The following is a 12566-nucleotide window of genomic DNA, read 5'->3' on the forward strand; positions in this document are numbered from 1 at the left end:
GGGTCCCCACCGGGCGTTCAGGGCATGCGAAGCGGTCAGTGCACGAGCCCGGTCAGTACGGCTGCACCAGCACGTGCGCCGCACCCGGGATGCCGACCTTCAGCAGCTCGTCCTCCTCGGGCGTCGTCTCCCCGCCCGTCTCCTGCTTGAGCACGGCGCGCGACATGGCCTGCACCCACATGGCCCGGGGGCGGCGGCGGGCCTCCCACGCGTCGAGGGCGGCCGGGACATCCGCCTCGGCGTCCAGTGACTCGGCGAGCACCAGCGCGTCCTCCACGGCCATCGCCGCGCCCTGTGCGATGTGCGGGGTGCTCGCGTGGGCCGCGTCCCCGGCCAGCACGACCCGGCCCACGTGCCACGGCTCCTCGACGGTCACCTGGGAGATCCGCGAGTAGACCACCGCTTCAGGGCCGGTGACCGTGGCGAGCGCCTCGGCGACCGGGCCGGAGAACATCGGCAGCCGCTCCTTGAGCTGCTCGTGGGACCTCGTAGGGTCGGGCCTGAAGTCCTCGGGCTCGGCGAACACCGCTCCCAGGTACATCAGTTCGTCCGTGATCGGGGTGAGCAGCGCCTTGGCGGCCTGGCCGGCGGTGCTCATCACGACACCCTTGACCTGCTCCTGACGGGGCACGGTGACACGCCAGTTGGCGAAGCCGGTGTACTGCGGGGCATAGCGGTCGCCGTACAGCCGGGTGCGCAGCGGCGAGCCGATGCCGTCGAAGCCGACGACCAGGTCCCAGCGGCCGGCCGAGCCGTCGGACAGGGTGACGTCCACGCCCTGGCCGTCGTCCGCGAGCTCGGCGACGGTGGTGCCGAAGCGGATGGTGGCCCCGGCCGCCGTCGCGGCGGCACCGAGTACCTGGGCCAGCGCGGGGCGGGGGATGCCGTTGTTGGAGGGCGCGTCGCCCATCCGGGGCTGCGGTATCTCCGCCAGGGTGTTGCCCGCCGGGTCCGCGATGGTGAGGGTCTCCCACTCGAAGCCCGCCTTCAGGCAGTCGTCGAGCACCCCGATCTCCCGCATGACGTGCAGGGCGTTGGAGGGCTGGATGATGCCGACGCCGAGTGCGTCGAGCTCGTCACGGAGCTCGGCGACCTCGACGGTGTGGCCACGCCGGGCCAGGGCGGTGGCGAGCGTCAGCCCGCCGATGCCGCCGCCGTGAATCAGGACGCGCAGGGGTGTTGCCATATCGGATCTCTCCAGAGCGGGAAACAGCGGGAAGACTTACGGGAACAAAACGTCAGCCGGCCGCGACGGGCAGGCTCATCAGATGGTCCACCAGGGCCAGCAGCACATCCCGGCCGAACGGCCGCTCGCGCACGTCGCCGACCAGCAGGGGGACATGCGGATCGAGGTCGAGCGCGGCCCTGATCTCGTCCGTCGTACGGGTGTTGTGGCCGTGGAAGCAGTTGATCGCCACCACGAACGGGATGTCCCGGCTCTCGAAGAAGTCGATCGAGGCGAAACTGGTCTCCAGCCGGCGGGTATCGGCGATCACGACGCCACCGAGGGCGCCGTTCACCAGGTCGTTCCACATGAACCAGAAACGCTCCTGGCCCGGGGTGCCGAAGAGGTAGACGACCAGCTCGGGGCTGACCGTGATCCGGCCGAAGTCCAGCGCCACGGTGGTCGTGTCCTTCTGGCCGACCCCGGCCAGGTCGTCGACGCCGACGCTGGCCTTGGTCAGGAACTCCTCGGTCCGCAGGGGCGCGACCTCGCTGACCGCGCCCACCAGGGTGGTCTTGCCGACGCCGAAGCCACCGGCGATCAGGATCTTGACGGCGGCGGGGGCCGCCTGACTGCTTGTCATCTGCTCAGAGTCTCCGGAGTCCGTCGCGAACAGCGGCCAGCACGCCCATGTCCGCACCGCCGGCCGCGCGTGCCACCGAGAGCGGGGCACGGGCCAGCAGCAGGCCATGGGTCACCAGGTCCGCCAGCAGGATCTTGGTCACCGAGACCGGGAGGTCGAGGTCCGCGGAGACCTCGGCGACCGCCGCGGGACGCCGGCAGCGCTCCAGGATCATCCGGTGCTCGGGCTGGAGCCGGCCGGGCCTGGCCGCCGCGCCGTGTTCGTCGCGTGGGTCGTGTGCGGTCGTCAGCACGGTGATGAGGGTGAAGTCGTCCCGCTCGGGGGCGGTCCGGCCACGGGTGATGGTGTACGGGCGCACCATGGTGCCCGCGCCGTCCTCCTCCGGCTCCTCGTCCTCCCGGTGCGGGGTCACGCGTGCGTCCCGTCCCCGCCGCCGAAGGCGTCGAAGTCACCGCGCACCGGGGTGCTGAGCTTCTGACCGACCTGCTGGACGAGGTTGTGCATGGCCAGCGACATGATCTCGGCGTCCACCTCCTGGGAGGCGACGACGGCCAGGTGCGTGCCCCGGGCGGCCGAGATGATGAAGAGCCACAGGTCCGACAGCTCGACGATCACCTGGTGCACGCCGCCGCCGTCGAAGAGCTGGCCGACACCGCGGGCCAGGCTCTGCTGGCCGGTGCAGATGGCGGCCAGCCGCTCGGCATCGGAGCGCTCGACGGTGCGCGAGTGGCTCACCACCAGACCGTCGTCGGAGAGCAGCACTGCGTTCAGGGTCTCGGCCACCGAGTCCACCAGACCGTCGAGCAGCCAGTCGAGGTCCTGGTGAGTGGCGGTTGTGCGTGTCATGACCGGTCTTCTCTCGTGGGGAGGTGGGCGGGCGGGTCGGGCTCCGTCGGCGATTCGTCGGTCGCGCGGGCGGCGCGCGAACGACGCTGGAAGGCCGCGATCGCTGCTCCGGCCCGGCGGGGGGCCGGCCGCGGCGGCGGGTTCTCGTCCCGGCCCGGCGGCTTCGGCGCGGCAGGCCCGGCGGCCGGGTCGATCCGCAGCTCGTCCGCGAGGCTGGCCTGCCGTACCCGGCGCGGCAACGGCGGCTCCGCGGCGGGCGAGGACGGCAGCGCGGGCCGGCCGGATCCGCTGTGCGGGGCGATGGCCTCCGGTGACGGCGGTGCGGGATGGTCGGGTTCGGACACCGGCAGCTGCGCGGGGTGCCCGGCGGCGGGTTCCGGCTGCCGGGGCCCGGGGACCGGGAAGCCGTCCTGATCCGTGGTGACGCCCGGATACGGTCCCGGGTAGGGCTGTTGCGGAGTCATGTGCGGCTCCTCGGGCGTCGGATACGGCTGGTGCGGCACCGGGTACTGGCCCTCGGCCTTCATGTACGGCTCTTCGCCCGCGGCGTACGGATCCCGGGATGAGCTGTACGGGTCCTGGGCGGAGCCGTACGGGGGCACCGGACCGGCGAAGCCGTAGGGAGCCGCCCCGGGCGGGCCGGCATACGGCGGGTACGGGTGCTCGCGGTCACCGAACGGGTCGTCGGCGGGCGCGGGCTGCGGCTGCTGCGCCTCCCGGTCGGGGAAGGGCTCGGCCGCCACGGTGTACGGGGCCGCGGTGGCGTCCGGCGGCGCGCCGGACGCGTGCAGCGCGGTGACATCGGCGAGGGCCTGGCCGCGGCCCCGGCTGGGCAGTGCCCCGCCGTCGCCGGTCGCGGCGGGCACCGGCGGTGCGGTGGGCACGGCGGGCTCGGGGGACGGTACGCCCACCGGACCGTTGCCCGGCTCGGGAACCGTCAGCGCGTCGGGGACGAGCACGACGACCCGGGTGCCGCCGAAGGCGGAGGGGCGGAACTCCACCCGCAGGCCGTGCTGGTCGGCAAGGCGCGCGATCACATACAGGCCCAGACGGATGTCGTCGGAGTGGGCCAGCACGTCCATCCTGGGCGGACGGCTCATCAGCTCGTTCGCCTCGGACAGCTGTTGCTCGTCCATGCCGAGCCCGCGGTCCTCGACCTCGATGGCCAGACCCCGGCTCACCCGGGCCGCCCTGACCTCGACGGGGCTCGGCGGCCTGGAGAAGCTGAGGGCGTTCTCGATCAGTTCGGCCAGCACATGGGAGACCGGTCCGACGGCCCGCTCGGCCAGCCACGGGGTGCCGTCCAGATCCAGCACCACGCGCCGGTAGTCCTGCACCTCGCCCTGCGCGGAACGCATGACGTCCAGCAGCGGAACGGGCTTGCGCCAGCGCCGGTGCGGGGAGCCGCCGGCGAGAATCACCAGATTCTCCTCGTAGCGCCGCAGACGGGCGGTGAGGTGGTCCAGGTCGAAAAGACCGTCCAGCACCTCGGGGTCCTCGTGCTTGCGCTCCAGTTCGTCCAGCTTCTTCAGCTGCTGGCCGATCAGCTGCTGGGTGCGGCGGGCGATGCGCTGCAGCAGCCGCTCGAAGCCGCGGTGCTGGTCGGCCTGTCTGACGGCCGCCTGCACGGCGCTGGTGCGGGCGAGGTTGAGGGCGTTGCCGAGTTGTGTCAGCTCGTCGGACGTGCCGCTCTTCCCGTCGTGTGCGATGGCACCGGCCTCGGCCTCGATGTCGATGCGCTCACCCTTGGAGAGCCGGTCGACGACATCGGGCAGCGTCTTCTCCAGCTCCTCGGCGCGCTCCTGCAGCCCGCCGATGCGGCGGCGCAGATTGCGGGTGAGGCGCCAGGTGAACCAGATGACCGCGATGACCGCGAGCAGGCCGACCACCGTGGTCAGCACGACCCTGATCAGCAGCGAGATGACACTGTCCTTGCCGTTCTCGACCACGAGATCGGTGCGGTGCTCCATCAGCTTCACCAGCTCGGGGGTGAGCCGGTCCATCGCGCCGCGCCAGGTCTTCTCCTCGGCACCCAGGCTGACGAATCCGGCGCTGTCCGCATCCGCGGGCCGCAGCACCCTCGTCTCCACCTGGGTCTTGGTCTTCCAGGCGGGACTGCCGGCGATCTCGTCCCACATCGCCTTCTCGTCCGGCGGGAGGTAGGGGGCGACCTTGGTGGAGTACTGGAACGACTGGCCGGAAACGGCCTGCCGGACCTGCTGGAGGTCCTCCGTGCTCAGCTTGCCCTTCGGCCAGCCACGGGCCAGCAGGGCGTCCGAGCGGGAGATCATCTCCTTGGCCCAGAACAGGTCGACCAGTGGCTGCGAGAGCGTGGTGATCTTGCCGTTGTCCACATGGCTGAGCGCGGTGAACAGCTTGAGGTCGACCGCGATGAGATCCGTGTAGTAGCCGTACACGGCCTTCTGCTGGTCGTTGTCGCCCTCGTCGACCAGGGTGCGCTGCGCGGGCAGTTGGCTGATCGCCTGGCGGGCCTGTCCGACCGCGTCCCGGACCTCGCCGGGCGCGTCGTCGGTGTCCACGTCCGAGAGCGACTGGAAGCTGGTGATCGCCTCGTCGGTCAGCTTGCGCTGCTTGCGCAGCGCATCCGTGCCGCCGTCGGGGCGGGCCAGCGCCGCGGCGCTCAGCCGGCGTTCCTCCTGCAGGTTGTAGTACACGATGTTGGAGGGCTGGCCGGCTTTCTGGGCCAACTGCCCCTGGGCTGCCTGGGTCTGGAAGTCGAGCAGAGTCTGACCACTGGTGACGGCCCAGAGGGCGGCCAGTGCGACACCGGGGACGATGGCCAGTACGAGCAGGGCCGTCCGCAGCGACATGGTGGTCGAGTCGCTCCGCCGAGACGCGCGCGTGCGCAGGGCATGCTCCTTGACGATGATGCCAGCCTCACGACTGGTCAAATCCGTTTAGAACTTCGACAGATAGATATTAGTCACACTGCAAATATGGCGAGGAAGCGGGCTCACATGTGCAACACCGATCACGCACACCTTCACCATCCGCATGCGGAGCCGTCGCGCCCGATCTGACTGCGCCCGGGTGGGCGCGGCGCGCCGTACGGGTGAAGCAGGGCTGGGGATATATCTGTATTTAGTGCCTTCTGTTCGTGCAGCAACCCCCCGTGCAGCAACCCCCCGTGCCGCACCGCGCCGCGCCGCATCTCCCGGCGGCCGTGCCGGAGCACTTCGCGCCGCAGTGCTCCGCGCAGTGTCGGCCAAGCCCCGGACGCCCTCCCGAGGCGGGCGCGGGACGCCCCGCGGAGCCGTATGACCGTCCTCATCGTCTGTCACTTCGTCCTGGCCGCCTTCGCCCACCCGCTGGTCCGGCGGCTCGGCACCCGCGCCTTCGTCGTGCTGGCGCTGCCACCGGCCGCCACCACCTGCTGGGCCCTCACCCAGTGGGACACCGCGGCCTCCGGCTCCTCGGTCACCTGGTCGTGGAACTGGATCCCGGACTACGACGTCTCCCTCGGCCTGCGCCTCGACGCGCTCGCCGAACTGATGGTGCTGCTCGCGGCCGGTGTCGGCACGCTCGTCCTGCTCTACTGCGCCTCGTACTTCACCGACGGCACCCCGCAACTCGCCGGATTCGCCGGGAACCTGCTCGCCTTCGCCGGAGCGATGCTCGCCCTGGTGCTCACCGACGACCTGATCTCGCTCTATGTGTTCTGGGAGCTGACCACGGTCTTCTCCTACCTGCTGATCGGATACAACAGCGAGCACCGGCACAGCCGCCGCTCCGCACTCCAGGCGCTCACCGTCACCACGCTCGGCGGTCTCGCCATGCTGGTCGGCTTCCTGATCATCGGTCAGGCATCAGGCACCTACCGGATCTCAGCCATCCTCGACGATCCGCCCCGCACGAGCGTCGCCGTCTCCGTGGGTGTGGTGCTGATCCTGTGCGGGGCGCTGTCCAAGTCGGCGATCTGGCCGTTCAGCCTCTGGCTCCCGAACGCGATGGCCGCTCCGACACCCGTCAGCGCGTATCTGCACGCCGCCGCCATGGTCAAGGCCGGGGTCTACCTCGTCGCCCGCCTCGCACCCGGCTTCGCGGAGGTCCCCGTATGGCGGCCCGTCGTGCTGGTCCTGGGTGCGGCGACCATGCTGCTCGGCGGCTGGCGGGCGCTGCGGCTCAACGACCTCAAGCTCGTCCTGGCCTACGGCACCGTCAGCCAGCTCGGCTTCCTCACCCTGCTGGCCGGCGTCGGCAACCGGGACGCGGCACTGGCCGCCGCCGCGATGATCCTCGGCCACGCCCTCTTCAAGGCGCCGCTGTTCCTGGTCACCGGCATCGTCGACCACGCGACCGGCACCAGGGACCTGCGCAGACTCTCGGGAGTCGGACGGGCGTTGCCGCACGTCTGCGCCGTCGCCGTGATCGCCTCCGCGTCCATGGCCGCACTGCCTCCGCTGCTGGGATTCGCCGCGAAGGAGGCGGCCTTCGACGCACTGCTGCACGGCGACACGGCGGACCGCTGGGCGCTGGGCATCGCGGTCGCCGGGTCGATGCTGACCGTCGCCTACACCGTACGGTTCGTCTGGGGAGCCTTCCTGCGCAAGCCCGGTGTCCCCGACACCCCCGTCCACCGGGTCGGCTGGGCCTTCCTCGCCCCGCCCGCGCTGCTCGCCGGCTGCGGGCTGGTCCTCGGGCCCGGTGTCGGCTGGACCGACCGGCTGCTGAGCGCCTACGCGGACGCCTTCCCGGCTCCCGCGCACCCCTACCACCTCGCGCTCTGGCACGGATTCGGCACCGCGCTGCTGCTCTCGGCCGTCGCCGTGGTGGGCGGCGCCGCACTCTTCGCACGGCGGGGCGAGGTCACCCGGTTCTCCCGGCGGGTCGCCTGGCCGACCGCGGACAACGTCTTCGGCCATCTGCTGCTCGGCCTGGAGCGGCTCTCCCTCCAGGTCACCGGCTTCGTCCAGCGAGGCTCGCTCTCCGTCTACCTCGCGACCACGCTGCTCGTCATGCTCGGCGGGCAGCTGACCGTGCTCGGCGTGGACCGTCCCTGGCACGGGGCCGCCGCGCCCCGCCTCTGGGACGCACCGCTGCAGGGCGCCGTCGCCGTACTGACATGCGCTGCGGCCCTCCTCTGTCTCACCGTCAGACGGCGCATGAAGGCCGTGGTGCTGGCCGGACTCACCGGCTACGGGACCGCGTTGCTCTTCGTCGTCCAGGGCGGCCCGGACCTGGCGCTCACGCAGTTCTGCGTGGAGACCGTGTCGATGATCGTGTTCGTGCTGGTGCTGCGACGGATGCCCGTGCACTTCCAGGAGTCCGTCAGCAGCTGGCGCCGCACCATGCGTATCCCGGTGGCACTGGCCGCGGCGGCCACCCTGAGCGTCGTCGTCTGGGTCGCGGCGGCCGCGCGCACCGCGAGACCGGCGGGCGCCGCCATGGTCGAGGAGACCGCGCACCACGGACTCAAGGACGTCGTGGCCACCATCCTGGTCGACCTGCGTGCCTGGGACACGATGGGGGAGTCCGCCGTGCTCGCCGCCGCGGCGATCGGTGTGACGAGCCTGATCTATCTGCACCGCCGCGCCGAAGGTGCCGCGGCACCCCCGGAGCAACAGGGGCGCACGGCCTGGTCGGAGACCACGACCCGGCTGACGGGGCTGCCGCAGGGCGACGAAGGGGCCCCGGAGCGCGGCTGGCTGGCGGCCGGTGCCACCCTCGCGCCGGAGCACCGCTCCATCGTCTTCGAAGTGGTGGCCCGGCTGCTGTTCCACCCGATCCTGGTGCTCTCGGTGTATCTGCTGTTCTGCGCCGAGAACATGCCGGGCGGCGGTTTCGTGGCCGGGTTGGTCGCCGGCGTCGCCCTGATCACCCGCTACCTGGCGGGCGGCCGCTTCGAACTCGCCGAGGCCGCTCCGCTGCAGCCGGGCCTCTTCACCGGCCTCGGCCTGTTCCTCTCCACCGGAGTCGGCCTGCTGGGCCTCGCCCACGGCACCGTCCTGCACGCCTGGACCTACCACGGGCACCTGCCGCTGATCGGGGACTACCACTTCGGCACGCCGGTGATCTTCGACTTCGGTGTCTATCTGCTGGTGCTGGGCGTGGTGCTGGACATCGTGCGGGCCCTCGGCGCCAAGATCGACCGGCAGATCGAGCGGGCCGCCGCCGAACTGACGACGCCCGGGCCGACCGGGCCGGCCGCCCCGCCGGAGCCCGGGACGGAGGGCACCGCATGACCGTCAGCGCCTCGCTCCTCGCCACCGCCGCTGTGCTGTGCGCGGTCGGCGGCACCCTCATGCTCACCCGGCCCCTCACCCGGATCCTGCTGGGCGCGGTCATCGCGGGCAACGGCATCAACCTGCTCGTCCTGTCCGCCACCGGAACGGCCGGCCGCGAACCCCTGCTCTACGGGGTCGCGCTGAGCCGGGTGACCGATCCGCTGCCCCAGGCCATCGCGCTCACCGCCATCGTCATCACGCTCGCCACCACCGCGTTCCTGCTGGCCATGGCCTACCGCAGCCATCAGCTGACCGGCACGGACGAGGTCCACGACGACCTGGAGGACCGGCGCATCGTGCTGCGCGCCGAGGTGCTGGACGAGCGCGACGAACTGCGCGAGCAGTACCGGTCCGAGTCCGGCCGTACTGACGAGGAGCGCCGCCGCTACCGCGCGGAGCGACGCCGGCTGAGAGCCAGACTGCGCGCCGACCGCGCCCTGCAGGCCCGTGGCCGGAACGCGACCGGCGATCTGTGGCACGACGTCCTGGGCGCGGACCCGGAGCACTACGCGGCGACGGCTGACGGCGAGGGCCCCGCCCCTGGACCGGACGCCGCACCGGGTCCCGGCACCGGCTTCGCCTCCGGAACCGGCGAGGGACCGGCCCCGGGTCCCGGCGCGGGACCCAGCTCCGACTCCGCCCCCGACGATCCGAACCGAGGAGACACCGGGTGAACGCACTCGTCCCGCTGCCGGTGCTGCTGCCGCTCTGCGCCACCGGCCTGAGCCTCGCCTTCGGCACCCGCCTCAAACAGTTCCAGCGCTTCATCAGCGTCGCCGTGCTCACCGCCGTACTGGGCCTCTCGGTCACGCTGATGATCGACGCGGACATCGAAGGACCGCTCACCGTCCACCTCGGCGACTTCGCCCCGCCGCTCGGCATCACGCTGGTCGCCGACCGGCTCTCCGGGCTGATGCTGACGGTCTCCTCGGCCGTGACCCTGTGCGTCCTCGTCTACTCGCTCGGCCAGGGCATGGCCGACCGGGACGAGGAGACACCGGTGGCGGTCTTCCACCCGGCCTACCTGATCCTGGTCGCCGGGGTCTCGTGCACCTTCCTCGCCGGCGACCTGGTCAACCTCTACGTCGGCTTCGAGATCATGCTGGTCGCCAGCTTCGTGCTGCTCACGCTCGGCGGCACCGGCCCCCGGGTCCGGGCCGGCTCCACCTACGTGATCATCTCCCTCTTCTCCTCGATGCTCTTCCTGACCGCCATCGCCATGACGTACGCGGCTACCGGCACCGCCAACTTCGCCCAGCTGGCCGGGCGCCTCGCCGCGCTCCCGCTGGGCGTCCAGACCCTGATCCAGGCGATGCTGCTGACCGTCTTCGCGATCAAGGCCGCCGTCTTCCCGCTCGCCGCATGGCTGCCCGACTCCTACCCGACCGCACCGGCCCCGGTCACCGCGGTCTTCGCCGGACTGCTCACCAAGGTGGGCGTCTACTGCATGCTGCGCACCGAGACGCTGCTCTTCCCCGGCAACCGGCTCGGCGACCTGCTGATGGCGGCCGCGCTCGCCTCGATGGTCGTCGGCATCCTGGGAGCCGTCGCCCAGACCGACCTGAAGCGACTGCTCTCCTTCACCCTCATCAGCCACATCGGTTACATGGTCTTCGGTATCGGGCTCGCCACCCGGCAGGCGTACGGCGGCGCGATCGTCTACGTCGTCCACCACATCACCGTGCAGACCACGCTCTTCCTGGTGGCCGGGCTGATCGAACGCCGGGGCGGCACCACCGAACTCACCCGGCTCGGCGGAATCGCCAGGGCCGCACCACTGCTGGCCGTCCTCTTCTTCGTACCCGCGATGAACCTCGCCGGGATTCCGCCGCTGTCCGGATTCATCGGCAAGCTCGGACTCATGCGTGCCGGTGTCGCCGACGGCGGTGTCTGGGCCTGGATCCTCGTCGTCGGATCGGCGGCGACCAGCCTGCTCACGCTGTACGTGATGGCCAAGGTCTGGAACCTGGCCTTCTGGCGGGCCGCACCTCCCGGGCAGGCGCTGGACGGCACGGTCCTGGAGTCCGACGAGGAGGACGACAGCGACGCCGACGAGGGCCCGGACCGGATGCCCGGCACCGGCGACGAAGGGGTCCGACCGCGCCACCAGCCGGCCGGACGCGCGGTGGCGGCCACCCTGCACGGTCACGCGGTCACCACCACGACGAAGCTGCCGCGGCCGATGACCTGGGCCACCGCCGCGACGGTCGCGCTCGGACTCGCCTTCACCGTGTTCGCCGGACCGCTGACGTCGTACACCGACCGCTCGGCCGCCGAACTCATCGCACGTTCCCCCTACATCGAGGCGGTGCTCGGACGGTGAAGCGACTCATCACCCTCTCCTACCGGAACAAACGCCTGCCGCCCTTCAGCTGCGAGTTCGGCGGCCGCCGGCGGCGCGTGCTCGACCTCCCGCTGATCGCCTGGCTCACCGTCATCTGGGTGCTGCTCTGGTCCAGCCTGCACTGGGCCAACGTGCTGACCGGGGTGGTGGTCGCGGTCGCCGTCTGCCTGGCGTTCCCGCTGCCGCAGGTCGACCTCGGTCTCCGCCTGCACCCCTGGGGGATCCTGCGGCTGGCCGGCTTCCTGCTCTACGACATGTACACCTCCGGCGTGAAGGTCACCCGCCAGATCTTCGACGACCGCCCGCACCGGGCCGCCGTGATGGCCGTACCCCTGCGCTGCCGCTCCGACCTGATGCTGACGGCGACCGCCGTCGCGGTGTCCAACGTGCCCGGCGGTTCGGTCGTCGAGGTGCGCCGCGCGACCGCCACCGTCTTCCTGCACGTTCTCGATGCGGACCGGCCCGCCGAACTGGACGCGGCCCGGCGTTCCGTATGGCGCCTGGAGGAGCTGACGGTCCGGGCCTTCGGCACCCCGGACGAGATCGAACGCGTCGCCGCTCCGCCACCGACGGCACCAGGCACCGGCGAGCAGCCGGGAGAGCAGGGGGAGGACGCATGAGCGTTCCGGAGACGGTCGACCGGGTGCTGCTCACCGCAGCCGTCGTCGTGATCATCATCGCCGGGGCGGGCCTGCTGACCCGAATCTGGCGCGGCCCCTCCATGCTGGACCGGGCGATCTCGCTGGATGTCTGCGCGGCCCTGATCATCGCCGGGCTCGGCGCCAAGTCGGCCTTCGCGCGCGACCCGTTCTACTTCCCGATCATGCTGGTGCTGGCCTTCCTCGGCTTCACCGGTTCGGTCGGCATCGCGCGCTTCATCGCGGTACGCGACCGGCCGCCGGGCCATACGCGTGCCGACGGCCCCAAGAGGACGGGCGGGGACACACCATGAGGGTCTGGGTCCAGATCACCGACACGGCAGGCGCGGTCCTCGTCCTGCTCGGCGCCGCCATCTGCCTGCTGGGTGTCATCGGCATGCTGAAGCTGCCGGACGTCCTGTCCCGCAGCCATGCCGCCACCAAGCCGCAGTCCCTCGGCATGCTGATCGTGCTGGCCGGGGTCGCTCTGCGGCTGCGCAGCGGCATGGACCTCGCCACCCTGGCGCTGATCGGCTTCTTCCAGCTGATGACCGGCCCGGTCGCCGCACATCTGGTCGCGCGCTCCGCGTACCGGACCGGACAGATCGAGCACGGTGAGCTGCTCTTCGACGAGCTGGACGAGCAGCTCACCGAGGAGAGCTGACGGCGACGAGGCAGCCGCGCC

Annotated in this window: 11 protein-coding genes; 6 read left to right on the forward strand and 5 right to left on the reverse strand. The window is 71.5% G+C overall.

The annotated features are described in order from the left end of the window. Positions 1–52: 52 nt before the first annotated feature. From ACFVW8_RS07605 to ACFVW8_RS07625, 5 genes are read right to left on the reverse strand one after another with little or no spacing between them, the layout of a single operon-like run. On the reverse strand, positions 53–1186 hold the full coding sequence (locus ACFVW8_RS07605; protein WP_389687112.1) for an FAD-dependent monooxygenase: 1134 nt from the start codon (positions 1184–1186) through the stop codon (positions 53–55). Between the two features lie 52 nt (positions 1187–1238). After that, positions 1239–1808 carry an ATP/GTP-binding protein gene (locus ACFVW8_RS07610; RefSeq protein ID WP_389687114.1) on the reverse strand — a complete coding sequence of 190 codons (570 nt, stop codon included), beginning with the start codon at positions 1806–1808 and terminating at the stop codon, positions 1239–1241. Between the two features lie 4 nt (positions 1809–1812). Beyond that, positions 1813–2220 carry a DUF742 domain-containing protein gene (locus ACFVW8_RS07615; protein ID WP_389687116.1) on the reverse strand — a complete coding sequence of 136 codons (408 nt, stop codon included), beginning with the start codon at positions 2218–2220 and terminating at the stop codon, positions 1813–1815. Beyond that, a complete protein-coding gene (locus ACFVW8_RS07620; RefSeq protein ID WP_389687117.1) occupies positions 2217–2654 on the reverse strand; it encodes a roadblock/LC7 domain-containing protein in 438 nt (145 codons plus the stop codon). Before ACFVW8_RS07620 ends, ACFVW8_RS07615 begins: the two co-directional genes overlap by 4 nt. Continuing rightward, positions 2651–5485 carry a nitrate- and nitrite sensing domain-containing protein gene (locus ACFVW8_RS07625; protein ID WP_389687119.1) on the reverse strand — a complete coding sequence of 945 codons (2835 nt, stop codon included), beginning with the start codon at positions 5483–5485 and terminating at the stop codon, positions 2651–2653. Before ACFVW8_RS07625 ends, ACFVW8_RS07620 begins: the two co-directional genes overlap by 4 nt. A 447-nt stretch (positions 5486–5932) precedes the next feature. On the opposite strand from ACFVW8_RS07625, the gene ACFVW8_RS07630 reads away from it, so the two are divergent. The 6 genes from ACFVW8_RS07630 to mnhG are packed head-to-tail and all read left to right on the forward strand — an operon-like array spanning position 5933 to position 12545. Continuing rightward, complete coding sequence (locus ACFVW8_RS07630; RefSeq protein ID WP_389687121.1) at positions 5933–8857, forward strand: Na+/H+ antiporter subunit A; 2925 nt, start codon at positions 5933–5935, stop codon at positions 8855–8857. Continuing rightward, positions 8854–9573: a Na(+)/H(+) antiporter subunit C gene (locus ACFVW8_RS07635; protein WP_389687122.1), complete on the forward strand. Its 720-nt coding sequence runs from the start codon at positions 8854–8856 to the stop codon at positions 9571–9573. The genes ACFVW8_RS07630 and ACFVW8_RS07635 overlap by 4 nt, the downstream gene beginning before the upstream one ends. Then, a complete protein-coding gene (locus ACFVW8_RS07640; RefSeq protein ID WP_389687124.1) occupies positions 9570–11222 on the forward strand; it encodes a Na+/H+ antiporter subunit D in 1653 nt (550 codons plus the stop codon). The genes ACFVW8_RS07635 and ACFVW8_RS07640 overlap by 4 nt, the downstream gene beginning before the upstream one ends. Beyond that, the gene (locus ACFVW8_RS07645; protein WP_389687126.1) at positions 11219–11863 is read left to right on the forward strand and encodes a Na+/H+ antiporter subunit E; all 645 of its coding nucleotides are present in this window, start codon (positions 11219–11221) and stop codon (positions 11861–11863) included. The genes ACFVW8_RS07640 and ACFVW8_RS07645 overlap by 4 nt, the downstream gene beginning before the upstream one ends. Next, positions 11860–12195 carry a monovalent cation/H+ antiporter complex subunit F gene (locus tag ACFVW8_RS07650; RefSeq protein WP_389687128.1) on the forward strand — a complete coding sequence of 112 codons (336 nt, stop codon included), beginning with the start codon at positions 11860–11862 and terminating at the stop codon, positions 12193–12195. Before ACFVW8_RS07645 ends, ACFVW8_RS07650 begins: the two co-directional genes overlap by 4 nt. Then, a complete protein-coding gene (gene mnhG, locus ACFVW8_RS07655; RefSeq protein ID WP_389687130.1) occupies positions 12192–12545 on the forward strand; it encodes a monovalent cation/H(+) antiporter subunit G in 354 nt (117 codons plus the stop codon). Before ACFVW8_RS07650 ends, mnhG begins: the two co-directional genes overlap by 4 nt. Positions 12546–12566: the final 21 nt, after the last annotated feature.

Origin of the sequence: Streptomyces sp. NPDC058221, from assembly GCF_042882365.1 — a bacterium.
Lineage (GTDB): Bacteria > Actinomycetota > Actinomycetes > Streptomycetales > Streptomycetaceae > Streptomyces.

Coding starts and splice junctions, on each gene's coding strand:
- ACFVW8_RS07605 (WP_389687112.1), bottom strand. CDS start 1,186: ATGGCAACACCCCTGCGCGTCCTGATTCACGGCGGCGGCATCGGCGGG.
- ACFVW8_RS07610 (WP_389687114.1), bottom strand. CDS start 1,808: ATGACAAGCAGTCAGGCGGCCCCCGCCGCCGTCAAGATCCTGATCGCC.
- ACFVW8_RS07620 (WP_389687117.1), bottom strand. CDS start 2,654: ATGACACGCACAACCGCCACTCACCAGGACCTCGACTGGCTGCTCGAC.
- ACFVW8_RS07625 (WP_389687119.1), bottom strand. CDS start 5,485: ATGTCGCTGCGGACGGCCCTGCTCGTACTGGCCATCGTCCCCGGTGTC.
- ACFVW8_RS07630 (WP_389687121.1), top strand. CDS start 5,933: ATGACCGTCCTCATCGTCTGTCACTTCGTCCTGGCCGCCTTCGCCCAC.
- ACFVW8_RS07635 (WP_389687122.1), top strand. CDS start 8,854: ATGACCGTCAGCGCCTCGCTCCTCGCCACCGCCGCTGTGCTGTGCGCG.
- ACFVW8_RS07650 (WP_389687128.1), top strand. CDS start 11,860: ATGAGCGTTCCGGAGACGGTCGACCGGGTGCTGCTCACCGCAGCCGTC.
- mnhG (WP_389687130.1), top strand. CDS start 12,192: ATGAGGGTCTGGGTCCAGATCACCGACACGGCAGGCGCGGTCCTCGTC.